The 21,687-nt window shown below is 43.7% G+C and carries 19 protein-coding genes, 1 tRNA gene and 1 pseudogene; 11 read left to right on the top strand and 10 right to left on the bottom strand.

Going from position 1 to position 21,687, the window contains the following annotated elements; genetic code table 11:
* The first annotated feature begins 186 nt into the window (after positions 1–186).
* From ABV001_RS06215 to ABV001_RS06195, 5 genes are read left to right on the top strand one after another with little or no spacing between them, the layout of a single operon-like run.
* Positions 187–1,257 (top strand): radical SAM/SPASM domain-containing protein, encoded by a 1,071-nt coding sequence (locus ABV001_RS06215; RefSeq protein WP_352422118.1) that lies wholly within the window; start codon positions 187–189, stop codon positions 1,255–1,257.
* 14 nt (positions 1,258–1,271) lie between these two features.
* Complete coding sequence (locus ABV001_RS06210) at positions 1,272–2,000, top strand: hypothetical protein (RefSeq protein ID WP_352421991.1); 729 nt, start codon at positions 1,272–1,274, stop codon at positions 1,998–2,000.
* 47 nt (positions 2,001–2,047) lie between these two features.
* Entirely contained in the window at positions 2,048–4,381 is a 2,334-nt protein-coding gene (locus ABV001_RS06205) for a TonB-dependent receptor (protein ID WP_352421990.1), read from the top strand.
* 6 nt (positions 4,382–4,387) lie between these two features.
* Positions 4,388–6,595, top strand: coding sequence for a peptidase domain-containing ABC transporter (locus ABV001_RS06200; RefSeq protein ID WP_352421989.1), 2,208 nt, complete (start codon positions 4,388–4,390; stop codon positions 6,593–6,595).
* 31 nt (positions 6,596–6,626) lie between these two features.
* The gene (locus ABV001_RS06195) at positions 6,627–7,109 is read left to right on the top strand and encodes a hypothetical protein (protein WP_352421988.1); all 483 of its coding nucleotides are present in this window, start codon (positions 6,627–6,629) and stop codon (positions 7,107–7,109) included.
* A gap of 10 nt (positions 7,110–7,119) precedes the next feature.
* Here the strand turns inward: ABV001_RS06195 and ABV001_RS06190 are convergent.
* From ABV001_RS06190 to ABV001_RS06180, 3 genes and pseudogenes are all read right to left on the bottom strand, one after another.
* Positions 7,120–7,708 (bottom strand): annotated as a pseudogene (locus ABV001_RS06190) (ORF6N domain-containing protein).
* 214 nt (positions 7,709–7,922) lie between these two features.
* Positions 7,923–7,996, bottom strand: a tRNA-Arg gene (locus ABV001_RS06185).
* A 145-nt stretch (positions 7,997–8,141) separates the two neighbouring features.
* Complete coding sequence (locus ABV001_RS06180) at positions 8,142–8,330, bottom strand: hypothetical protein (RefSeq protein ID WP_352421987.1); 189 nt, start codon at positions 8,328–8,330, stop codon at positions 8,142–8,144.
* A 303-nt stretch (positions 8,331–8,633) separates the two neighbouring features.
* Here ABV001_RS06180 and rplM point away from each other — a divergent pair, with 303 nt between their 5' ends.
* The 4 genes from rplM (at position 8,634) to tsf (ending at position 11,359) form a co-directional block, all read left to right on the top strand.
* Complete coding sequence (rplM, locus tag ABV001_RS06175; RefSeq protein WP_352421986.1) at positions 8,634–9,089, top strand: 50S ribosomal protein L13; 456 nt, start codon at positions 8,634–8,636, stop codon at positions 9,087–9,089.
* Between the two features lies 1 nt (position 9,090).
* Positions 9,091–9,477, top strand: a complete 387-nt coding sequence (rpsI, locus tag ABV001_RS06170; protein WP_323423791.1) for a 30S ribosomal protein S9 — start codon at positions 9,091–9,093, stop codon at positions 9,475–9,477.
* Positions 9,478–9,648: 171 nt separating this feature from the next.
* Positions 9,649–10,506, top strand: coding sequence for a 30S ribosomal protein S2 (rpsB, locus tag ABV001_RS06165; protein ID WP_352421985.1), 858 nt, complete (start codon positions 9,649–9,651; stop codon positions 10,504–10,506).
* Between the two features lie 31 nt (positions 10,507–10,537).
* Entirely contained in the window at positions 10,538–11,359 is an 822-nt protein-coding gene (gene tsf / locus ABV001_RS06160; RefSeq protein WP_352421984.1) for a translation elongation factor Ts, read from the top strand.
* 137 nt (positions 11,360–11,496) lie between these two features.
* Here tsf and ABV001_RS06155 read toward each other — a convergent pair whose 3' ends face one another.
* The 4 genes from ABV001_RS06155 to mutY form a co-directional block, all read right to left on the bottom strand.
* Positions 11,497–12,129: a 4'-phosphopantetheinyl transferase family protein gene (locus ABV001_RS06155; RefSeq protein ID WP_352421983.1), complete on the bottom strand. Its 633-nt coding sequence runs from the start codon at positions 12,127–12,129 to the stop codon at positions 11,497–11,499.
* A complete protein-coding gene (gene gldE / locus ABV001_RS06150) occupies positions 12,130–13,464 on the bottom strand; it encodes a gliding motility-associated protein GldE (RefSeq protein WP_352421982.1) in 1,335 nt (444 codons plus the stop codon).
* Between the two features lie 97 nt (positions 13,465–13,561).
* Positions 13,562–14,020, bottom strand: a complete 459-nt coding sequence (locus tag ABV001_RS06145) for a single-stranded DNA-binding protein (protein WP_352421981.1) — start codon at positions 14,018–14,020, stop codon at positions 13,562–13,564.
* Positions 14,021–14,103: 83 nt separating this feature from the next.
* Complete coding sequence (gene mutY / locus ABV001_RS06140; RefSeq protein ID WP_352421980.1) at positions 14,104–15,174, bottom strand: A/G-specific adenine glycosylase; 1,071 nt, start codon at positions 15,172–15,174, stop codon at positions 14,104–14,106.
* Between the two features lie 167 nt (positions 15,175–15,341).
* On the opposite strand from mutY, the gene ABV001_RS06135 reads away from it, so the two are divergent.
* Positions 15,342–15,623, top strand: coding sequence for an HU family DNA-binding protein (locus ABV001_RS06135; RefSeq protein WP_298646694.1), 282 nt, complete (start codon positions 15,342–15,344; stop codon positions 15,621–15,623).
* Between the two features lie 292 nt (positions 15,624–15,915).
* The gene (locus ABV001_RS06130; protein ID WP_352421979.1) at positions 15,916–17,484 is read left to right on the top strand and encodes an Rne/Rng family ribonuclease; all 1,569 of its coding nucleotides are present in this window, start codon (positions 15,916–15,918) and stop codon (positions 17,482–17,484) included.
* 313 nt (positions 17,485–17,797) lie between these two features.
* On the opposite strand, the gene priA is transcribed toward ABV001_RS06130, so the two are convergent.
* The 3 genes from priA to ABV001_RS06115 all read right to left on the bottom strand — a co-directional run bounded on the left by priA (position 17,798) and on the right by ABV001_RS06115 (position 21,658).
* Positions 17,798–20,035 carry a replication restart helicase PriA gene (priA, locus tag ABV001_RS06125; RefSeq protein ID WP_352421978.1) on the bottom strand — a complete coding sequence of 746 codons (2,238 nt, stop codon included), beginning with the start codon at positions 20,033–20,035 and terminating at the stop codon, positions 17,798–17,800.
* A 4-nt stretch (positions 20,036–20,039) separates the two neighbouring features.
* Complete coding sequence (locus ABV001_RS06120; protein ID WP_352421977.1) at positions 20,040–20,663, bottom strand: porin family protein; 624 nt, start codon at positions 20,661–20,663, stop codon at positions 20,040–20,042.
* 239 nt (positions 20,664–20,902) lie between these two features.
* Complete coding sequence (locus ABV001_RS06115) at positions 20,903–21,658, bottom strand: succinate dehydrogenase/fumarate reductase iron-sulfur subunit (RefSeq protein WP_323423781.1); 756 nt, start codon at positions 21,656–21,658, stop codon at positions 20,903–20,905.
* Positions 21,659–21,687 lie beyond the last annotated feature (29 nt).

The raw sequence follows: 21,687 nt of genomic DNA, 5'->3' as shown, positions 1-21,687 counted from the left end.
TACTTTGCAGTGCGCAATGTGGAAGAAAGGTACATTAAGATAGCTTGCAAGCAAAATGAGCGAAAATAGTCACAGGAGTTAATCTCACAAAACGTAAGACTCATATTTACTACCCCCCCCCCATTTATACTCTATAAATACACAATGAGTATAATGAACGTAAAAAATTAACAGATATGAAAACTCATAAAAAAAGAACGGTTTTCTACAAGAAGTTACGATTTAACCATCAATCCAACATTAGATTGTAACTTAAAGTGCTGGTATTGTTATGAAAGCCATATCAGCAAGTCTAGATTGTCCGATCATCACATGGATAGTATAATAAATCACATAAAGTATAAGTTTTCGGTAGAACCTTTTGATTTTCTAAATTTGAAATTCTTTGGCGGCGAACCAATATTAAGGCCTAAAATAATAGTGGAGTTAGTCTCTAATATTAAGGCCCTAGCCGTTGAATACGGTTTTAAATTGCATGTTCATTTCACGACTAATGGGACAATTATTCCTGAAAGTTTACTGCAGGTATTACAGGAATGTGATTCTTCTTTTCAGATTACTATTGACGGAAATCAATCAAGTCATGATTCTACGAGAATAAGAAAAGTGACTGGCAAAGAAAATGGGACATATCATATTATCTTAAATAACATCAGTAGAATTTGTGCCCAATTGGAGCAAACTTCGGTAATTGTCCGGATTAATTTTTCAAATGAAACACTGAACGGTTTAAATTCCCTTATAGATGATCTGGACTTCTGTGACAGGAAAAAAGTATCCATATCACTACATAAAGTTTGGCAAGTAGATAGTAACTCTATTGATAAGTCTCTTCTTTTTAACTTTATAAGCTATGCGAACAGTAGACGATTCCTTGTTAATTTCATGATACTTAAGAATCATAAGGGTTGCATTTGTTATGCTGATAGGTACAATCAAGCTGTAATTAATTACGATGGTAAAGTCTATAAGTGTACTGCCAGAGATTTTAATGATGACAACAGTGAAGGATCTCTATGCGAAGAGGGGTTTATTGATTGGAGAACAGATAGGCTGATGGATAGGATGAGTATCCGTATAACCGAAAATTGCAAGAAATGTAAACTTCTACCTTCCTGTCCAGGTATTTGTTCACAAAACAGATTAGAAAAGAAAGGGCAAACGTTATGTGCATTGGATGATGACTTCACAGAGGAGGATTATATAATCCATAATTTCAACTACAAAATTCTCAAGACAAAAATAGAAACATCTTAAAAAATTAAACAAATATGAAAACAAAAGGTATATTTTTATCAGTTTTGCTTGGCATTGCAGCGACATTCACCATTCAATCACAGAATACAACTTATTTTGCAGGATATGTTTATAGTGAAGGTATGGAGTCTGCCAAACAAACAATGATTCCATTCGCTACAATCACATTTTTTGATATAAATGATCCAGACAAAATTGTAGCTACCCGTATCTCTGATCTCAGCGGTGGATATAGCTTAAAAGGTTTCGATACAGATAACATCTACATCGTGAAGGTAAATGCACCGGGTATCGCTGAACAATCTTTTATTACACGTCCAAACAAGGGTCAGTTTAAAAGCGGGAATATCAGTACCCATACCTGTCTGAAAGTGGATGGAGAATATCAGGATCCAGTGAAGAGAAAAACTTATTCTCCTGATGATTTTTCCGGTGATAATAATTTTACTATCATGAAAATGATCGAACAAATATCCGGTCTGGAGGTAGATCATGATGAGGTTATTACTCAGGAGGGTGGTTCGATACGTATTATGTTGAACGGTATGAATTTGGATGGGCCTGTGTTTGCAGAACTAAAAGAACTGCCGACGGAAGGTGCGGTGAAAAGTATGGATTACTATGACCTGTCGGGTTTTGAAAAATCGGCTTACGATGGTGTTCTGAATATCAGGGTTGCCATGGGAAGTGATGTACAGGCACCCAATTTTGAATTGATGAGTTTGAAGCCATATCAAAAATAGTCATCGGTCAACAAAAAATAATACAGTAATCATAAAAGAAACAAGCTATGATACGCTATATATTTTTCACTGCTCTCCTCTTCTTCCTAATAACACCGATCTTTTCCCAGGTACAAATGAGGGGAGCACTAACAGCATCGGAAAACGGAAAGAGCATCCCTTTGGGATTTGCTAATATGGTGTTATATAGCGCATCGGATACTACACGTATGATAGCGGGAACAGTGAGTGACCTGAATGGTAATTACCTGTTCGAGAATTTGGAGACCGGTCGTTACCGGCTTGTGATCTCGAGCATAGGTTATAAAACATTGTGCCAATCCCTACGGGTAGTTATGCCTTCGAGTAGTGATGTGTTGGTGCGTGATTATGAGTTGGAGGAAGATAGCCAACTGCTCTCGGAAGTGACTGTGGAGGGACAATTGCGCCGTCAATATATCGACAAGGCAAGTTATAGCTTTACGGCACAGGATGTAAGATCATCACGGTATTCCAAAGATCTCCTGACCAAACTTCCCGAGCTTACGGTGGATGCACAATCGCAAAACCTTAAAACAGTGAAGGGAGGATCATTGCTTATCCTTATCAATGGTGCAGCTGCCACAGACAACGACCTGAGGTTACTACCTCCCGACAAGGTGTTGCGCGTGGAATATTACGACTTTCCTCCGGCCCGGTACGCCGGTGCGGGAGCCGTGGCGAACGTGATTACCCGTTCACTGGACGATGGTTATGGAGGTGGTGCGGATTTGTCGCATGCATTTACAACCGGTTTTGCCAACGACAATCTCTATTTCGGATACAACAAGGGGCGTCATCAACTTGCATTTGATTACACCCTGAATTGGCGTCATTACAGGAAGAGGGAGAGTGAGGATTTGTTCCGCTATATATTCGATGGGGAGTCGCGTGAAAGCCATTATTCCAACCATAATAAATTCGGATACCAGACCCACACCATAGGGTTGAAATATACCAATCAGTCAGTGGATAACTATATCTTTCAGGCTACTGTCAAGCCTAATTTCGAAAAACGCTTCGAAGATGGGAAGTCCGCTATAAGGAATACTTTCGGTGATGAGAAAACCGATTATACCGGTACAAACCGTAACCGTACTTTGATTCAAAGCCCGGTTGTGGATCTCTATTATTGGAAGTCATTACCCCGCGAGAGTGAAATTTCTGCCAATGTGGTGGGCACCTTATTCCGCACGTCGGTGGAGAATGACACTTATGAATACCTGTCGCAGTCGGGAGAACAGACATTGAGCGATGAAATGGAACTGGAGAATCGCAAACAGTCTCTTATCGGCGAGGTGGCCTATACGAAAAAGAGGGGGCTTGACAGTTGGAATGTGGGATACAAGATAGATGCGAACTGGCTCGATTCGGATATCAACAATTTGTTGGGCGATTTTAATTACCGGTCGCGTTATACCGAGCAATACCTCTATGGTGAATTCTCGGGGATGAGGAGAAAATTCCTGTACCGCCTTAGCCTGGGAGCAAAATACATCACCAATAACAGTTACAGTAACAAGTACACCCGGTTTGTGTTTACCCCCTTGATGATGGCGGGGTATCAGATAAACTATCAGCATACCTTGCGTTTGGTATTGACCCAGGATACAGATTTGCCTTCGGTGTCGGATTTAAGTAATAATGCGCAGGTCATTACTCCCGACATTATCTCAAAAGGGAATCCCATGCTTGTGAACGCGACCGAAATCGGTGGAGGGCTGATATACACGTTCAACAACCGGTTTGCAAGCATCAATACCGGTTTCCTGTATAGTTATACCGACAAGCCGATCAACGAATTCTTTGTCATGGAGACTGACAGTAGGTATATTGCACGCACCAAAGAGAATGCGGTATATGGACAGGAGTACGGAGGAATGCTGTCCGGACAGCTTAAGCCTTTTGGCGGCGATATCTTTTCTATAAAAACATCTGTGCAAGTAATCCACCAGCAACTCAACAGCCATCTCATCGGAAACATCTCCAACTGGTATTGCCCGGTTAATGTGGAAGCAGCTTTTCAAAATCAAAGATGGATGCTCGCATATCAATATCGTTTCACTTCCATGAACCTGCGGGGTGCTTACCTTGTGAGGGATGAAAACCAGTCGAGTTTTACAGCCCGTTACCGTCTTAATCGCAATCTCTCCTTCTCGGGAACGATGCTATGGACATTCATGCCATCACGCTATCACAGTGAAACGCTGCCCGGAAGTCTGGTAAATCATCAACGGGACACAAAGATACTGGATAACAAATCGATGGTGCTGGTAGGAGTAAACTGGAATTTTAACAAGGGAAAAGATTACACCACCAAACGGACAATACAAAATCAGGATAAAGACGCAGCAACATTTTAAAATAATATGGACAAGTTTCCACTTATATACCAACCGGATTCAATGGATTGTGGCCCCGCCTGCCTAGGAATGATCGCCAAACATTACGGCAGGGACTATTCGTTGGACAGGTTACGTGAAAACTCTTTTATCGGAAACGATGGGGTAACTTTATTGGGTATCAGCCGTGCAGCCGAATCAATAGGCTTCCACACCATTGCTGGACGTGTCACTTTCGATAAAATGGCAGAAAAGGCTTTGCTGCCTTGCATTGTTCATTGGAAGCAGGATCATTTTGTGGTGGTTTACAAGATTGAACAGAAAAGGAAGAGCGGAAAAACTTATGTTTACGTGGCAGACCCCGGAAAGGGGCGAATACGCTTTACCCGTGAAGAATTTTGTGACAACTGGATCAGCACCCGTTCAAACGGTGAAGAAAAAGGAGTCGCCTTATTGTTAGAGCCGACCAACCTCTTCTATGAACAGGAAGGTGACAGTAGTCCCTCGCAAAACCGAATAAAATTTCTCTGGAAATACCTGCTGAAATACAAACGATTTTTCACCCAATTGGTTCTGGGGCTGTTTATCGGCAGTTTACTACAACTGATATTTCCATTCCTGACACAGGCAATGGTGGATACGGGGATAAACGGGAAGGATATCGGGTTTGTATGGCTGGTACTTATCGCACAATTGATGTTGTTGTTCAGCCGCACAGCCATTGACTTTATCCGACGTAAAATATTGCTGCACATCAGCACGCGCATCAATATCTCGCTGATCTCCGACTTCTTCATCAAACTGATGAAGTTGCCGATGAAATTTTTCGACACGAAGTTGACGGGAGACCTGCTGCAACGCATAGAGGATCACCGCCGTATCGAAAATTTCCTTACGGCCCAAACGCTCAACCTTCTGTTTTCTCTTTTCAGCTTCGTGGTGTTCGGAGTCGTCTTGTTGTATTATAACCTGTCCATATTTCTCGTGTTTTTAGTCGGGAGTATACTTTACGGTGTGTGGATCACGGTGTTTCTTAAAAAAAGACGGATACTCGATTACAAGATGTTCGAGCAACAGGGGATTAACCGCAATGTGGTGTACCAGCTTATCACCGGTATGCAGGAGATCAAGCTGCAGGGATGCGAACAACGCAAACGCTGGGAGTGGGAGGACGTGCAAGCCGACCTGTTTGATGTGAACTTGCAATCCCTCTCTCTGCAGCAAAACCAGGAGGCTGGAAGCATTGCCATCAACGAGTTGAAGAACATCCTTGTCACCATATTGGCGGCTACCGCGGTAATTAACGGGAACCTTACGCTGGGGATGATGCTGGCTATCCAGTACATCATCGGGCAGCTGAACACCCCGGTTGAACAGATGATGAATTTCATTTACCAGTGGCAGGACGTGAGTATCAGCTTAGACAGGATGAACGAAATCCATACGCAGAAGAACGAGGAGAATGAAAACCGGATAGTGGACGAATTGTCCGAAGACCGGTCGCTTCACATGGAAAATCTCTGTTTCAAGTATGACGGCGCACGTCCCGAGTGGATACTGGACAATATAGACTTGGTGATACCGGAAGGAAAGGTGACTGCCATAGTGGGAGCGAGCGGCAGCGGGAAAACAACATTGTTGAAACTTCTCCTTGGTTATTATAGCCCCGGAGGGGGTGAAATATCCGTGGGACAAACGAACTTGGAACAATATAACCTCACCTGGTGGCGTGCCCAATGTGGTGCCGTGATGCAGGAGGGATACCTCTTTTCCGATACCATCGCCCGTAATATCGCCGTGTCGGATGACGAGATTGACCTTGAACGGTTACGGTATGCCGCCCGGATAGCCAATATTGCAGGGGATATTGAGCGTCTGCCGCTTGGCTATAACACCAAAATTGGACAGGATGGGCAGGGTGTCAGTCAGGGACAACGGCAGAGAATACTGATTGCCCGGGCAGTCTATAAGAACCCGCAATTCATCTTCTTGGATGAAGCTACCAATGCCTTGGATGCCAACAACGAGAAGGCGATTGTGGAGAACCTCTCGGAGTTCTATAACGGGAAAACAGTCGTTGTGGTGGCCCATCGCTTGAGCACGGTAAGGAATGCCGACCAGATTGTGGTGCTGGATGGAGGAAAGATTGTTGAAATGGGAACACATGAGGAGTTGACGGCAAAAAAAGAGAAATATTATGAATTGGTGAAAAACCAGTTGGAACTGGGGAATTGATTCGCAAAATGTAATCCTATTTTATACTGATATGGAAGAGAATAAACAGATAGAACTTCGAAGTGAAAAGGTCAGGAATATCATAGGGCAAGTGCCCCCTGTATTGCTACGTTATGGTATAACCATCATTGGGCTGTCTATACTGATGGTGGTCGGCATGTCAGCTTTTATCCCTTATCGCCCGGCTATTGAGATGAAAGTAGAGGTAAGACAGGATTCTTCCGGTAGGTTGGAGTTTACGGGTTTTATTCCGCAAAACGCAATGCTGAAGAAAGCTGATTTCAGAGATGTGTCAATTTATTCAGCGTTAGATTTCAGCCTCCCGGAGCGCCTTGCTCTTGGAGAAATATCGGACAGGGTGCTTCTTTCAACCGAAGGTGCGTGGCACCTGTCAACACTTATTCCGGAAAAGGATGCATCGCATAACATCATATTGGAGAAACCCGTCACGATTCCGGCTAAGATTAATTTGAGAGAAATGAGCGTGTTGAAGTGGGTGATAAGGGCAATGTGAAAGTCCAAATTTATTCCGTTGTCTCGTCACTAGAAGAAATGAATCCTATCCGCTTACGTGACCTTGAATTCACAAGTTTATTTGTTGCTTGTAATTCTGCTAATGATTGGTTGATTAACTCAAGTTGAGTACATGTATCTTCATTTATGTCATTGTAATCGGCGAACACATCTTCTACATATTTTTTCAGGTTCTTGACTTCTTGTCTGAGTTCGCTTACTTCGTTAACGGGTTGATTTAAAATCATTCTGCGAACATATACGAAAGCCCTCATGATTCCGATATTTATTTGTATGGCTATCTTCGAGTTGAGAATGCTGCTGAGCATAGCTACACCTAATTCCGTGAAAGCGTAGGGTGGACGGCGCAAGCCCATGTTGATAGAATTGGAGATCACAATTTGTGATTTCCAATTTTGAAACTCCTCTGCGGTAAGCTGAAACATGAAATCTGGAAATCGATCAATATTTCGTCTTACAGCTTGATTTAGCGCACGTGTTTCTATACCGTACAACAGCCAGATCACGGTCGAGCATAATTGATTGGTCGCGGATTTGGTATATTTTGCTTTGAATGATTTCGATATTTTGGTCCGGCATAATTTATTTTTCTCAGGATATATTAGTCGTTAGTCATTATTGTCGCTTGTATTTGAAACTACCATGTCATTTTACGTCCTATCTAATTCGTACTATACAACTACAAAAAATAATGATTCCCAATGATTAAAGCTAATCATTTTAGGAAAAATGATATCGCTGCCTGTAAAAAAAGCACCTGCAAAACATTTTGCAAGTGCTTTTTTTTATGCCGTGACTCCGACAGGATTCAAACCTGTAACCTTCTGATCCGTAGTCAGATGCTCTATTCAGTTAAGCTACGGAGCCTTTATTTACGGGTGCAAAAATACACTATTTTTGTCAAAGCACAAAATAAATTTGAAGGAAAAAGATAAAGAACGTAGATTCATATAACCAAATACGTTAAGCCTATAATCGTAGATATGAGTGAGGCTTGACTGAAACTTAGTACTTACTTCAACCGGTTTGAGAGGTAATCCTTCTTCCATTGTGCAAATTCTTTTTTAGCTTCATCCCAAGGTGCAAACTCTCCCTTTTCAATCTCATGGAAATGTTCCCGCCATTCTTCTTGCGTACCGTGAAACGGAATGTTGGGATTCCATTCACAGGAAGTCTCAGCTGTTGATTTTTGATAATCCATAACAGGTTCCGAGGCAATGACGCACTTATTTTCATCGGTTTTCCTACTTTTTTTTGCATAGCCGGATAATTTTTCAATACACCAAAATTCTTGGTTCTTGGTTCTAATAATCTTGACTCTAAAAAACCCTCGAAATAGTTTGCTAATTTTCTGAATTATTGTAACTTTGCAGTCCGATTATTAGTTTTTATCAATTAAGAGTTTGATTCATAGCTTCTTATTTGCCAAAACCCACCTTAGCCGGGCTGGATGAGGGGCGATGCGGATCGATTCACAGTAATTTACTAATTAAAATCAACTAAAGTGGATACACTAAGTTATAAAACCATTTCTGTAAACAAAGAAACGGCACAGAAAGAATGGGTTGAAATTGATGCTACCGGACAACCGTTGGGCCGTCTCTGTTCCAAAGTAGCCAAGCTGCTGAGGGGAAAGTATAAACCAAGCTTCACCCCGCATGTGGACTGTGGCGATAATGTGATTATCCTGAACGCCGACAAAGTAGCGCTCTCGGGTAACAAATGGACAGACCGTATTTATCTGCGTTACTCGGGTTATCCCGGAGGACAGCGCGAATTTACGCCTGCCGACTTGATGGCGAAGGGTCCCGACCGGCTTTTCAGAAAAGTAGTGAAAGGGATGTTGCCAAAGAACAAGTTAGGTGACGCCATCATCAAGAACATGTATGTCTATGCAGGAAATGAACATCCCCATCAGGCACAGAAACCCAAAAAATTAGATATTAATACGCTTAAATAATATGGAAGCAGTAAATGCAATAGGAAGACGCAAAGCAGCCGTGGCTCGTGTTTTTGTTACAGAAGGCACCGGTAAGATTGTGATCAATAAACGCGATCTGGAGAACTATTTCCCCTCTTCTATCCTTCAGTTCATTGTGAAACAGCCCCTCAATACCCTGAACGTATCGGATAAATACGATATCAGGATCAACCTCGACGGTGGCGGTTACAAAGGACAATCGGAAGCGGCCAGATTGGGTATTGCCCGCGCTTTGGTGAAGATCAATGCTGAAGACAAACCCGCATTGAGGGCCGCTGGGTTCATGACCCGCGATCCCCGTGTGGTAGAACGTAAAAAGCCGGGACAACCCAAGGCAAGGAAGAGATTCCAGTTCTCCAAGCGTTAATACTTTGTCAATACAATCTACATCCATCACCCGGTTGTCAGAAAGAGCCGCTTGACGGCTGACGTTTAGTATCTAAATCGTAAGGACGTTGTCCGGCATCAATAGAAAGGCCAATTTACCTTACGATTCGGTTTAGAAAAAGAATGTAAACGAATAAACTAAAAAACAAAAATGGCAAAATTAGAATTTGACCAACTTCTTGAGGCCGGAGCGCATTTCGGCCACTTGAAAAGAAAATGGAATCCGGCAATGGCTCCTTATATTTTCATGGAGCGTAACGGAATCCATATCATCGACCTCTACAAAACTATCGCCAAGTCGGAAGAGTCCGCTGCCGCTTTGAAACAAATAGCCAAAGCAGGTAAGAAAATACTCTTTGTGGCGACTAAAAAACAGGCGAAACCTGTGATCGAAGAGAAAGCGCAAAGCGTGAACATGCCTTACGTGATTGAACGCTGGCCGGGCGGTATGCTTACCAATTTCCCTACTATCCGCAAAGCCGTGAAGAAAATGGGAAGCATCGATAAGATGATCAAAGACGGTACGTTTGATACGCTCTCTAAACGTGAGAAACTACAGGTTACCCGTCAACGCGCAAAACTCGAGAAGATGCTGGGTTCTATCCAGGATCTTACCCGTCTTCCGTCAGCCATTTTCGTGGTGGATGTAATGAAAGAGCAAATTGCCGTGAAAGAGGCTGAACGTCTCGGTATCCCTGTATTTGGTATTGTAGATACCAATTCCGATCCTTCGAATATTGATTTCGTGATTCCCGCCAACGACGACGCTGCCAAAGCGGTTGACCTGATCCTTGGATTCCTTTGTGAAGCCATTCAAGAAGGACTGGATGAGCGTAAAGTGGAAAAAGCGGATGCCGCCGCTGCCGAAGAGCAGGACGAAGATGCTCCGCAACGCAGGGAACGCAAATCGAAAGCTGCCAAGAAAGAGCGCGTGAAGAAAGAAGATACTGAAGCGATGAAAGCCGCTGTGGTAAGCAAATATGCGAAGGACGCAGAAGTGGATGAATAAGATATATAATAAAAAAATAAGATATTAGAATATGGCAGTAACAATGGCAGAAATCCAACATCTACGCAAAATGACCGGTGCGGGGATGATGGATTGTAAAAATGCACTGAATGAGGCAAACGGGGATTTCGATGGAGCCATGGAAATAATCCGTAAAAAAGGACAGGCTGTAGCTGCAAAACGTGAAGACCGTGATGCATCTGAAGGTTGTGTCTTGGCAAAGACGGAAGGTGATTTCGCTGCGGTAGTGGCGTTGCAATGCGAAACGGACTTTGTGGCAAAGAATGAAGAATTTATCGCTTTGACACAGCAGATCCTCGATGCCGCCATCGCCCACAAGCCTGAAACCCTCGACCAACTGCTTGCTGTGGAGCTTGCTAACGGTTCGGTTTCTCAGCTGATTACCGATAAGATTGGTGCAACCGGCGAGAAAATGCAATTGGGTTATTACGAATATATTACCGCTCCTTATGTTACTTCTTATATACACATGGGTAACAAACTGGCAACTATCGTTGGATTCAATAAGGCCGGAGTAGATGAACATGTAGCGAAAGACGTGGCAATGCAGGTTGCTGCCATGAATCCGATCGCTGTGACTCCCGAAGGTATTCCTGCCGAAGTAAAGGCAAAAGAACTGGAAATTGCACGCGACAAAGCACGTGAAGCCGGTAAACCGGAAAACCTGCTCGACAGGATTGCAGAGGGTTCATTGCAGAAGTTCTACAAGGAGTCGACACTCCTTCAGCAGGAATATGTGAAAGATCCCAAGAAAACTATTGAACAGTTTCTGAAAGAAAGCGACAAGGAATTGTTGGTTACAGGATTCAAACGTGTATCGTTGAACGTGTGATAGATTATTGTTCACTTTCCGAATTATGAATAGAAGCGTTCCGGAAGATTTTTCGGAGCGCTTTTTTAATTATCAATTACCGAATTACCAAGTCATCACTACTTGTCCCGATTCATCGGGATCAGTAAATCAACATATCAACCCGTGATCCAGGTGAGCACATAATCGGGATGAACTTCGTAGTCGATTTTGAAAGTACGGTTGCGGTCGGTTTTGGTTTCTGTAGCGGTGATTATTCCTTTGGTTGCAGGAGAGAACGGATGGATATGCAGATGGTGCTTGAAATGAATCTCATTTTCTTCCATCAACTTGAACATACTTTCTTTTGCAGACCAGTGTAATAGTTGATGTACTGTTTTCTGTGAAGGATCGATATATTCATTGTCTCCGATGAATTTGCGGGCTACCTTGTTCACCCGCTCCGAACGGATCTCGATATCAATTCCTACCAGATGATTTTGATGCAGATAGATGGCGGCATAATCTTTTGTATGAGAGATGCTGATATGGTGTGTACCGTCTTCAAGATAGGGTTTACCGTCTGCCGTATGGTTAAGAGTGGTTTTCTCTTTGTTTAATAGGGCGAGCAACAAAATACGGGTGGAGAGCCACTCAATGGTTCGTCTCTCGGAGCGAATGGCTTTTATACGTTCAACTACCTCGGATCGCATATGTTCCGGAAAAAGCTGCAACAATTCCCCGCGCGATTCATCTATCTTCCAGATCCCCAGGAGTCCTCCACTATCGGTATGTTCTCGTCTGATCAACATTTATTTTTCCTCGTTATTTACTTTTGGAGGGATGTAACGCACTTTGGTAATCCTTTTCTTACTTAGATCCTCAGCCTGAAAAGTATGTTTTTTGTAAGTAAAACTCTCTTTCCTTTTTGGAAAATCACCCTTTAGCTCCAATAGCAATCCTGCAAGGGTATCTACTTCTCCCGACATCTCCTCGAAATCTTTTGCCGGCAATTGGGTGATCTTGATAAAGTCTTCCAACTGGGTTTTGCCTTCAAAGATATAGGAACCGTCTGCCTCGATCGTGTAGAAAGGCAGTTCCTCATCATATTCATCGCTGATATCACCTACGATCTCTTCGAGGATATCTTCCATCGTAACCAATCCCGATGTGCCGCCGTATTCATCCACCACAATGGCCATATGAATCTTCTGGGTGCGGAACTCTTCCAGCAGGTCGTCAATTCGTTTTGTCCGGGGCACGAAATAGGCCGGACGGATGAGTGTTTGCCATTTAAAAGTGGAAGCTTTACCCAGATGTGGAAGTAAATCTTTTACATAGAGAATCCCTTTGATATTATCGGCATTCTCCTCAAACACGGGAATGCGTGAAAAACCGGCATCAATGATAAAATCGATCAGTTCGGCGAAGGGTTTTTGTAGCTCAATGGCCACCATGTCGCTTCGGGAGACCAACACATCATCCACCAGTTTGTCCTTGAAACGGATGATACCCTCCAACATCTCTTTTTCCTGTTCGTGAGTAATTTCGTTAGACCTGATCTCAAGTGCTTTGGAGAGGTCGTTGGCCGAGATCTCATGCGGCCATTGCGGGGTAGTACGGTTAAAGTTGGCGGCATTTTTTGCCAGTAACGAAGAAAAAGGGCTCATCAGAATGTGTATCAGCCGGATAAAACGGCTGTTGCTACCTGCAAAGCGTAGGGGATATTGCGAGGCATAAAGCCTTGGGAGAATATTGGTCAGTAATAGGATGGTGAAAATAGTGACAATTATTCCCGATACAGAAATATGTATACTGTTTCCTCCGAAGAGGGATGGGCGGCTCAGCAGCCAAATAAGCAGTATGGTGATGGTGACCTGTTGGAATAATTGGGCAACCACCAGGGAGGCGAATAACTTTTCCGGTTTTTTGAGAAGGTCAGAGATGCGGATCTTTTTCGGATCTTCTGAGGGATGGAGGTCGTCGGTAAATTTTTTCTTCAGGATAGTAAAAGCGACTTCAGCACCTGATGTAATTGCATTTGAGATAATAAGCAGGAGAAGTAATGCCGTGATGATGTAATCGGGCAATACATGCATATTTGCCGTCAGGTATATATGTAATAACGATAGAGGGTCGGGGTCCAAGTGATAATTTTTTAGTGGAACAAAGAGAGAATGTTTTAACGCTTGATTTTCAATAGGAAGCGATAAAACATTCTCCCACAAAATTACAATGTTTTATTTAAAATGGCAAATCATCTACATCGGAGATTTCGTCCTGTTCGTCACGGGGAGCTGTCCCTGACGGCGAGGAATAGTTATTGCCATTTTCATGTTCTCTATTTCCAAATCCCTCTTCACTACCTCCTCTGCGGCCCAGAAGCTCCAGATTATCAGCCACAACTTCGGTAATGTACCTTTTCACGCCATTCTGGTCGTCATAAGAACGAGAGCGGATTTTCCCTTCCACATACACCAATGTACCTTTCTTTACAAATTTTTCAGCAACTTGCGCCAATCCTCTCCAACATACAATGTTATGCCATTCCGTACGTTCAGGCACCTGCGTGCCGCCAGAAGTTGTGTAACCTCTTTCGCTGGTTGCAAGCGAGAAATTCGCTTTTGCAACATCATTGTCAAAATACTTCATTTCCGGGTCTCTTCCTACATTCCCTACTAAGATTACTTTGTTTACCGACATAATTTAAATTTTTTTGGGTTTAGAATAGCTTTCTCCATAAAAACAAAATTAAGCATTTATTTGTAATTAGCAATAATGGACGACTAAATTATTTCGAGGTATTTATGGATTAACCTTGAGACAGGATATTCCGAAAGTTGTTCATTTTCAATTTTAAAGATCTCTCCCGGCGGATTATATGGAATGTTACCGGGGATAATTATACGGTAAAAAAGAGTGTGTATGGCCTGATGGGTAAGCTGATGCCTGATAGCCAACCGGTGGTCGATGGAAATGGAGGATAGCCCGTGGAAGAGTTGCCTGAAAGGTTCCGTCTTTTCAAGCAGTGTAAAATCTGCCGGCTCAGGCGTTTCGATAAGGGGAAATTCAAACAGGTTTTTCCAGATGTCCGAACCGTTACGTTTTTGTAGAAATGTATTGCCATTATGTTGGATATGAAAGTAGTGGAAATACCGGTTTCTGATAGAGATTTTACGATCGTTTACAGGAAGTTCGCCCACCCGGTTTCCGGCAAAAGCCATGCAGTGATCCTGAAGCACACAAGCCATACATTTGGGTTGGGCTGGGGTACAGATCAAAGCGCCGAAATCCATCACAGCCTGATTGTATCTTCCAGGGTCTTCCCTGTTGAGCAACGATTGGGCGATCTCCTTGATCATTTTTTTCCCTTCCGAACTGTGGATCGATAATGTAATGCCGAACAGTCGGGCGACGACCCGGAATACGTTACCGTCCACCACAGCATAAGGCTCATTGAATGCGATCGATGCAATGGCTGCTGCTGTGTACTCACCGATACCTTTCAGAGAAATAATATCGGAGTAGGCAGAAGGAAATATACCATTAAAAGAGTCCATCACCTGTTTTGCAGCAGCATGTACATTGCGGGCACGGGTATAATAACCCAGGCCTTGCCATAGTTTCAACACCTCATCTTCTTCGGCGTTGGCAAGTGATTTTACATTGGGAAATTTCTCGATGAACCGAAAATAGTAGTCTCTCCCTTGTACGACCCGCGTCTGCTGTAAGATAATTTCAGATATCCATATTTTGTATGGGTCGGTGGTTTCCCGCCAGGGCAGATCGCGTCCCTCTTTTCCGTACCAGTCCAATAAAAGTGATGTGATTTTTGAGTTATTGCCTCTATTCGTCATTTCTTTTTCCGCTCCCTTTTTGTTTTTCTGACAAAGCTAACTAAAAAAAGTGGAAAAATTCCTTTCATTTATTTTTGGGGTTGAAAAAAAAGCTATATATTTGCAGTCCAAAATTTTACTATTCAATTACCCTAAGGGAATATTATTAATATTAAAATATAGATAAAATGACTAAAGCAGACATTGTAAATGAAATTGCGAAAAAGACCGGCGTAGATAAGGCATCGGTATTGGCAACAGTTGAGTCTTTCATGGAAGTTGTAAAGGACTCTTTGGCAAATAACGAAAACGTATACCTCAGAGGTTTCGGAAGTTTCATCGTGAAAAAAAGAGCACAGAAAACAGCCCGTAACATCTCCAAAAATACGACTATCATCATCCCCGAACATAATATTCCCGCCTTCAAGCCGGCTAAGACTTTTGTAAGTCAGGTGAAAGGTGATAAATAACATACTAATTAAATAAGGAGAAAAAGCATATGCCAAGCGGAAAAAAAAGGAAAAGGCATAAAATGTCTGTACACAAGCGTAAAAAAAGATTGAGAAAGAATAGGCATAAGAAGAAGAAATAGCCGTCTGACTTTTTTTACTCAACCATAGAGGAACAAACTTAAAAGAACCAATTGGCTATTAAGTTTGTTCTTTGTGTATGAAACAGGGCGATGGTTCTGGCGAGAACCGCCTTTCTGTTGTGACGACAGAAGCCTAAAATATTGAAAATTAATTTATAAAACGAACAATTGTGACAAGCGAACTTGTTGTGGATGTTCAACCCAAAGAAATTACCATTGCGGTTCTCGAAGAGAAAAAACTGGTAGAATTGCAACAGGAGAGCCAGGATGGTTCATTTGCGGTTGGAAACATCTATGTGGGCAAGGTTAAAAAACTAATGCCCGCGCTCAACGCTGCATTTGTGAATGTGGGACATAAAAAGGACGCTTTTCTTCACTACTTGGATTTAGGGGTTGAATTCAACTCTGTGCTCTCTTTTCAGAAACAGGTTGAAGACAAGAAGAAGGTACCGCAGCTCCAGAAGATGAAGTTGCAGCCCGAGATTGAAAAAGAAGGGTCTATCGCGGATATATTGAAACCAGGGCAGGAGATATTGGTGCAAATTGCCAAAGAGCCTATTTCAACGAAGGGTCCGAGATTGACGGCCGAAATATCTTTCGCGGGACGGTTTATGGTATTAATTCCATTTATCAACCGGGTATCGGTATCACAAAAAATTAAATCGCGCGAGGAGCGTGCCCGGTTGAGGCAGTTAATGCAGAGCATCAAACCGAAGAACTTTGGTGTGATCATACGTACCAATGCCGAAGGAAAACGGGTGGCTGACCTGGATGCAGAACTGAAAGTACTGATAAAGAGATGGGAAGACAATATCGGCAAGATACAGAAAGCCAAAGCGCCCTCGTTGATTTACGAGGAAACGGGGCGTACTGTAGCGCTGTTACGCGATATTTTCAGTCCTTCTTTTGAACAGATACATGTCAATGACCGGGAAGTGGCCCGGCAGATCGCCGATTATGTGAGTGTGATTGCTCCCGACCGTAAGAACGTGGTCAAGGAATATAAGGGAGCACTCCCCATTTTAGATAATTTCGGCATTACCAAACAGATTAAATCGCTCTTTGGGAGAACTGTGACATTCAAAAATGGTGCCTATCTTATTATTGAGCATACCGAAGCGTTGCATGTGATCGATGTGAACAGCGGAAATCGCAACAAATCGAAACTCGGTCAGGAAGACAGTGCTTATGAAGTGAATATGGCCGCCGCCGAAGAGATTGCCCGCCAGTTGCGTTTGAGGGATATGGGTGGTATTATTGTTATCGACTTCATTGACATGAATAAAGGGGAGCATCGCAATAAATTGCTCGCCACGATGCAGGAGTTGATGGCAAAAGACAGGGCCAAACATAACATTCTGCCATTGAGTAAGTTCGGGCTAATGCAGATTACGCGCCAGCGTGTCCGTCCCGAGATGGAAATTGCCACAAGCGAGGTTTGCCCCACCTGCTTTGGTAAAGGAAAGATAAAGTCGTCGATTCTTTTCACAGATACACTGGAAGGAAAGATCGATTATTTAGTGACCAAGTTACAAGTGAAGAAATTCAGTCTGCACATACATCCTTATGTGGCAGCTTATGTTCAGAAGGGTCTTTTTTCGTTGAAATACAAATGGAAAAAGAAATTCAATGTGGGTATGAAAATCATCCCCGACCAGAAACTCGGGTTCCTGCAGTATGAATTTTATGACAAGGAAGGAAACGAAATAGACCTGAAAGAAGAAATTGAAATGAAATAAGGTTCCGTAATAACGGGATGAAAAGCAAAATAAGAACCGGTACTCTCAATGGGGTATCGGTTTTTTTATTCTCTTTGCCAATTCAATTGTTATTCATGCTCTGCATGTTATTCAGCTTCGCTGTTATTCGCACTTCGTGCGTTATTCGTGCTTCGCACGTAACTACCGAATAACTACCGAATAACCACCGAATAACAATCGAATAACCACTGAATAACCACCGAATAACCACTGAATAACAACCGAATAACCACTGAATAACAACTGAATAACCACCGAATAACAATCGAATAACCACTGAATAACCACCGAATCAAATCGAGTCCACATTGTAATATAGAAGTATCTGTTTAAAGTCGTTGTTTTTCCGAAGGCGTGACTCGGTCGATTTTATTAATTCTCTTACCTGGGTGGGTGAGGTGGCGTGGTCGATTTTCAGTAAGATTTCACGGATATGCAATTGTTGAATACGGCTGACTACGGGTTTGTTAGGTCCCAACACTTTATTGCCTAATGATTTTTTCAATAATCGGGCAAAAGAGGTGGCGCCATATTCTACCTTATGTTCGTCTTTATGTTTCAGTACAATGGAGATCAAACGGGTAAACGGAGGGTATTTGAATAGCTTCCTCTCCGCAATTTGGGATTGATAAAAACCCACGTAATCATTTCGGGTGATAAACCGGTAGATGGGTTGTTCCGGATCGGCAGTCTGAATGATAACCATTCCCTGTTTATCCCTGCGACCTGCACGGCCTGCCGCCTGGAGCATCAACTGGAAACCCCGCTCATGGGAGCGGAAGTCGGGATAGTTCAACATCGAATCCGCAGCAATAATTCCCACTACCCGCACATTTTCGAAATCGAGTCCCTTGGAAATCATTTGCGTGCCCACTAATACCTGTATACGGTTCTCCTGGAAATCGTGGATGATGCGTTCAAATGAATCCTTGGCGCGTGTGGTGTCGCTGTCCATTCGCCCTACTATCGCACCCGGAAAAAGTTGTGACACTTCCTCCTCCAGCCGTTCCGTACCCGTTCCGAGAGTTTTTAATTCTCCCTCGTGACACGAAGGGCATTCCGCGGGCAAGGGATAGGTCGCGTTACAATAATGGCATACCAAACTATGTATCTTTTTGTGGTAGGTAAGCGTTACATCGCAGTGATTACATTTAGGGGTCCATGCACAAGCCGTACATTCTACCATGGGGGCAAAACCGCGACGGTTCCGAAAGAGGATGGCCTGTTCCCCGTTTTCGAGTGCGGTATTGATCTCTTCCATCAACACCGGCGCAAGCAGGCTCTTCATTTTTTTTCTCCGGCGCAGATCCTTGGTGTTTTGCAACCTGATCAGGGGGGCCTCGATCTTGCCGAAACGTTCGTCCAGCGTTACCAGACCATATTTTCCGGTTTGAGCATTATAATAGGATTCAATGGAAGGAGTTGCCGAACCCAGCAATGTTTTTGCTCCCGATATGTGCGCCAGCATGATAGCCGTGTCACGCGCATGATAGCGGGGTGAAGGATCCTGCTGCTTATAGCTTGTTTCGTGCTCTTCATCCACAATCACCAACCCTAACCGCCGGAATGGGAGGAAAAGGGAAGAACGTACACCCAGTATGATTTCATAAGGCGTTTCGGATAACATCTTTTGCCATATCTCGGTCCGTTCCTGATCGTCGATCCCGGAATGGTAAATACCTATCTTATCTCCAAAAACACTCTGTAGACGGAGGGTCAACTGTGTAGTCAAAGCAATTTCCGGAAGCAGGTAGAGTACCTGCTTCCCCTCCTTGAGTAGTTGATCGATAAGATGGATATAGATCTCCGTCTTTCCACTGGAGGTCGCTCCGTGTAAAAGGACAGTCTGTTTATCGGAAAAACTGTGTTGAATAGCATCCAGTGCCTTCTGTTGCTCTTCACTCAAAGGGTAGGGGGTGCGGTTAGACGTGGTTTCCCGGTGGAGGCGGCTCTTTTCTACTGTGAAAGGGAATAATATTCCCTTTTTAATCAGACCGTTCAGTGCTACGGGAGAATATCCATTCAGTTCTTTTACCTCTTTCCTGCTGAGACTGTCCTTTTCGTGTTCAGTAAGGAACCACATAATCTCATCCAGCAGGATTTGCTGTTTGGGGGCTCTTTGAATGGTAGCGGAAATATCGGCGTCATCGAGTGCCGGGTTTAGCCGGAATTGTTCCTCACTTTTCTGGATGTAGCCCCTTTCCATGTCCGCCGGCATCATCGGGGAAGGAAGGGCCGCCTTACAGACATCACCTTGCGAGGAGAGATAATAAAAGGAGATCCACTCCCACAATTCCAACTGTCGCTCAGTGACAACAGGTGCCGGATCGATAAGAGAATGGATCTCCTTGATGGTGAAATTCCCGGGTGGTTGCCGATGTACCTTTGCTACAACTGCGGTGTAATATTTTCGTCTTCCGAATGGGACGGTTACCCTCATCCCTCTCCTGATCTTGTCCTGCATTTCCGCGGAGACGGAGTAGGTGAACAGGCCGGAAAGGGGAAGCGGCAATATTACATCGGCATACATGCAATTAGAAGTATACAGTCGCGGTCAATGCCCAAGTGCCATCTTTACCGTTGAGCGCGTCTTTCCATTCGGGTTTGTCCGTCCCGTAGTTGTCCGTAAGGATAAACCCATATTGTACGCCTACTGCCAGCCGACTGAAAATCTCGACACCCGCTCCCAGGTTAATCCCTGCCTCGAAGTTTTTAGCTTTTATATTCTCTGTGGCGTCGCTGATTTTCACGTCATCTCCTGATAGGAGGAAACGGGCATAGGGGCCACCGGCCACAAAGACTTTTACCGGTAAGATGGACCCAAACCTGTATTTCAGGTTCACCGGAATCTCCAGATAATGGTTGGACACTTTCTGGACTGTGCTTTGAACTCCCCCTTCGGAGATGCCTGTCACATTCATCTTGTCGTTGCTGTATAAAAGTGATCCTTCAATGCCCAGGTTAATGAGAGGCAGTTGAAATTCGGCCGTGGGACCCAATTTGAACCCGGTGAGGTTTTCCACTTCAACTATATCTTTCGAGAAAGACGGTTTGTTAAGTCCTACTTCACCCCTTAATCCGAAGCGCACCTGCGCGTTGGTAGCCGTTGCAATCATCAGGAGCAGGATAAGACTGCTGAATAATTTTTTTGTCTTCATTTTTTAAATTCAGTTAGTGAGAATAATTCTCTAAAATTTAATACCATTTTCATAACGTTTATATAACCGGGTTTGTTTTCGATTGAAAAAAGGTTTTTGGCCGGAATACACGTTTCTTCTTCTAAAAGTAATTGAAAAGGCAAGAGGCATACATTAGATAAAAAGCGTTTAACCTCTTTGTTACAAGAGATAAACGCTTTTTATTTTTATTCTTTGTTCTTTACTCTTTATTCTGAAAATTAATCGGCAAATTTCGCTCTCAAAAACTCTCGGTTCAACCGTGCGATGTTGGTGATAGAGATGTTCTTAGGACATTCCACTTCGCAGGCGCCGGTGTTAGTGCAATTGCCGAAGCCCAGTTCGTCCATCTTGCCCAGCATCGCCTTGGCACGCTGTTTCCTTTCCACGCGTCCTTGCGGAAGCAAGGCGAGCTGGCTTACTTTGGCCGATACGAAGAGCATCGCTGAGCCGTTCTTGCAGGCTGCCACGCAGGCTCCGCAGCCGATACAAGCCGCTGCGTCCATTGCCATTTCGGCATCGTCACGCGGAATAGGGATGGCATTCGCATCGGGTACGCCACCGGTATTGACCGACACATAACCGCCTGCCTGGATGATCTTGTCGAATGCCGAGCGGTCTACCATCAGGTCCTTGATGATAGGGAATCCGGCAGAGCGCCATGGTTCCACGGTGATGGTATCGCCGTCATCAAAGCGGCGCATGTGGAGCTGGCAAGTAGTAATCCCTTGGTCGGGCCCGTGCGGGTGCCCGTTGATATAGAGGCTGCACATACCGCAGATGCCTTCGCGGCAGTCGTGGTCGAATACCACCGGTTCTTTACCTTCGTTGATCAGTTGTTCATTCAGGATATCGAGCATTTCCAGGAATGAACTCCCTTGTGAGATATTTTCCAGTGGGTAAGTTTCGAAGTGCCCTTTTTCTTTCGGTCCGTTCTGGCGCCAGACTTTTACTTTTATGTTGATATCTTTATCCATGATCGTTTTGTTGTTTTAAAGTTTACCCG

Source organism: Proteiniphilum sp., from assembly GCF_040307845.1.
Lineage (GTDB): Bacteria > Bacteroidota > Bacteroidia > Bacteroidales > Dysgonomonadaceae > Proteiniphilum.
The sequence above is the reverse complement of the archived record's forward strand: the minus strand, read 5'-3'. Positions and strand labels throughout refer to the sequence as shown.

What these genes read in the sequence shown, in the direction of transcription:
- ABV001_RS06210 (WP_352421991.1), top strand. Translation starts at nt 1,272, where the DNA reads ATGAAAACAAAAGGTATATTTTTATCAGTTTTGCTTGGCATTGCAGCG.
- ABV001_RS06205 (WP_352421990.1), top strand. Translation starts at nt 2,048, where the DNA reads ATGATACGCTATATATTTTTCACTGCTCTCCTCTTCTTCCTAATAACA.
- ABV001_RS06200 (WP_352421989.1), top strand. Translation starts at nt 4,388, where the DNA reads ATGGACAAGTTTCCACTTATATACCAACCGGATTCAATGGATTGTGGC.
- ABV001_RS06195 (WP_352421988.1), top strand. Translation starts at nt 6,627, where the DNA reads ATGGAAGAGAATAAACAGATAGAACTTCGAAGTGAAAAGGTCAGGAAT.
- ABV001_RS06180 (WP_352421987.1), bottom strand. Translation starts at nt 8,330, where the DNA reads ATGGATTATCAAAAATCAACAGCTGAGACTTCCTGTGAATGGAATCCC.
- rpsI (WP_323423791.1), top strand. Translation starts at nt 9,091, where the DNA reads ATGGAAGCAGTAAATGCAATAGGAAGACGCAAAGCAGCCGTGGCTCGT.
- rpsB (WP_352421985.1), top strand. Translation starts at nt 9,649, where the DNA reads ATGGCAAAATTAGAATTTGACCAACTTCTTGAGGCCGGAGCGCATTTC.
- tsf (WP_352421984.1), top strand. Translation starts at nt 10,538, where the DNA reads ATGGCAGTAACAATGGCAGAAATCCAACATCTACGCAAAATGACCGGT.
- ABV001_RS06155 (WP_352421983.1), bottom strand. Translation starts at nt 12,129, where the DNA reads ATGTTGATCAGACGAGAACATACCGATAGTGGAGGACTCCTGGGGATC.
- ABV001_RS06145 (WP_352421981.1), bottom strand. Translation starts at nt 14,020, where the DNA reads ATGTCGGTAAACAAAGTAATCTTAGTAGGGAATGTAGGAAGAGACCCG.
- mutY (WP_352421980.1), bottom strand. Translation starts at nt 15,174, where the DNA reads ATGACGAATAGAGGCAATAACTCAAAAATCACATCACTTTTATTGGAC.
- ABV001_RS06135 (WP_298646694.1), top strand. Translation starts at nt 15,342, where the DNA reads ATGACTAAAGCAGACATTGTAAATGAAATTGCGAAAAAGACCGGCGTA.
- priA (WP_352421978.1), bottom strand. Translation starts at nt 20,035, where the DNA reads ATGTATGCCGATGTAATATTGCCGCTTCCCCTTTCCGGCCTGTTCACC.
- ABV001_RS06120 (WP_352421977.1), bottom strand. Translation starts at nt 20,663, where the DNA reads ATGAAGACAAAAAAATTATTCAGCAGTCTTATCCTGCTCCTGATGATT.
- ABV001_RS06115 (WP_323423781.1), bottom strand. Translation starts at nt 21,658, where the DNA reads ATGGATAAAGATATCAACATAAAAGTAAAAGTCTGGCGCCAGAACGGA.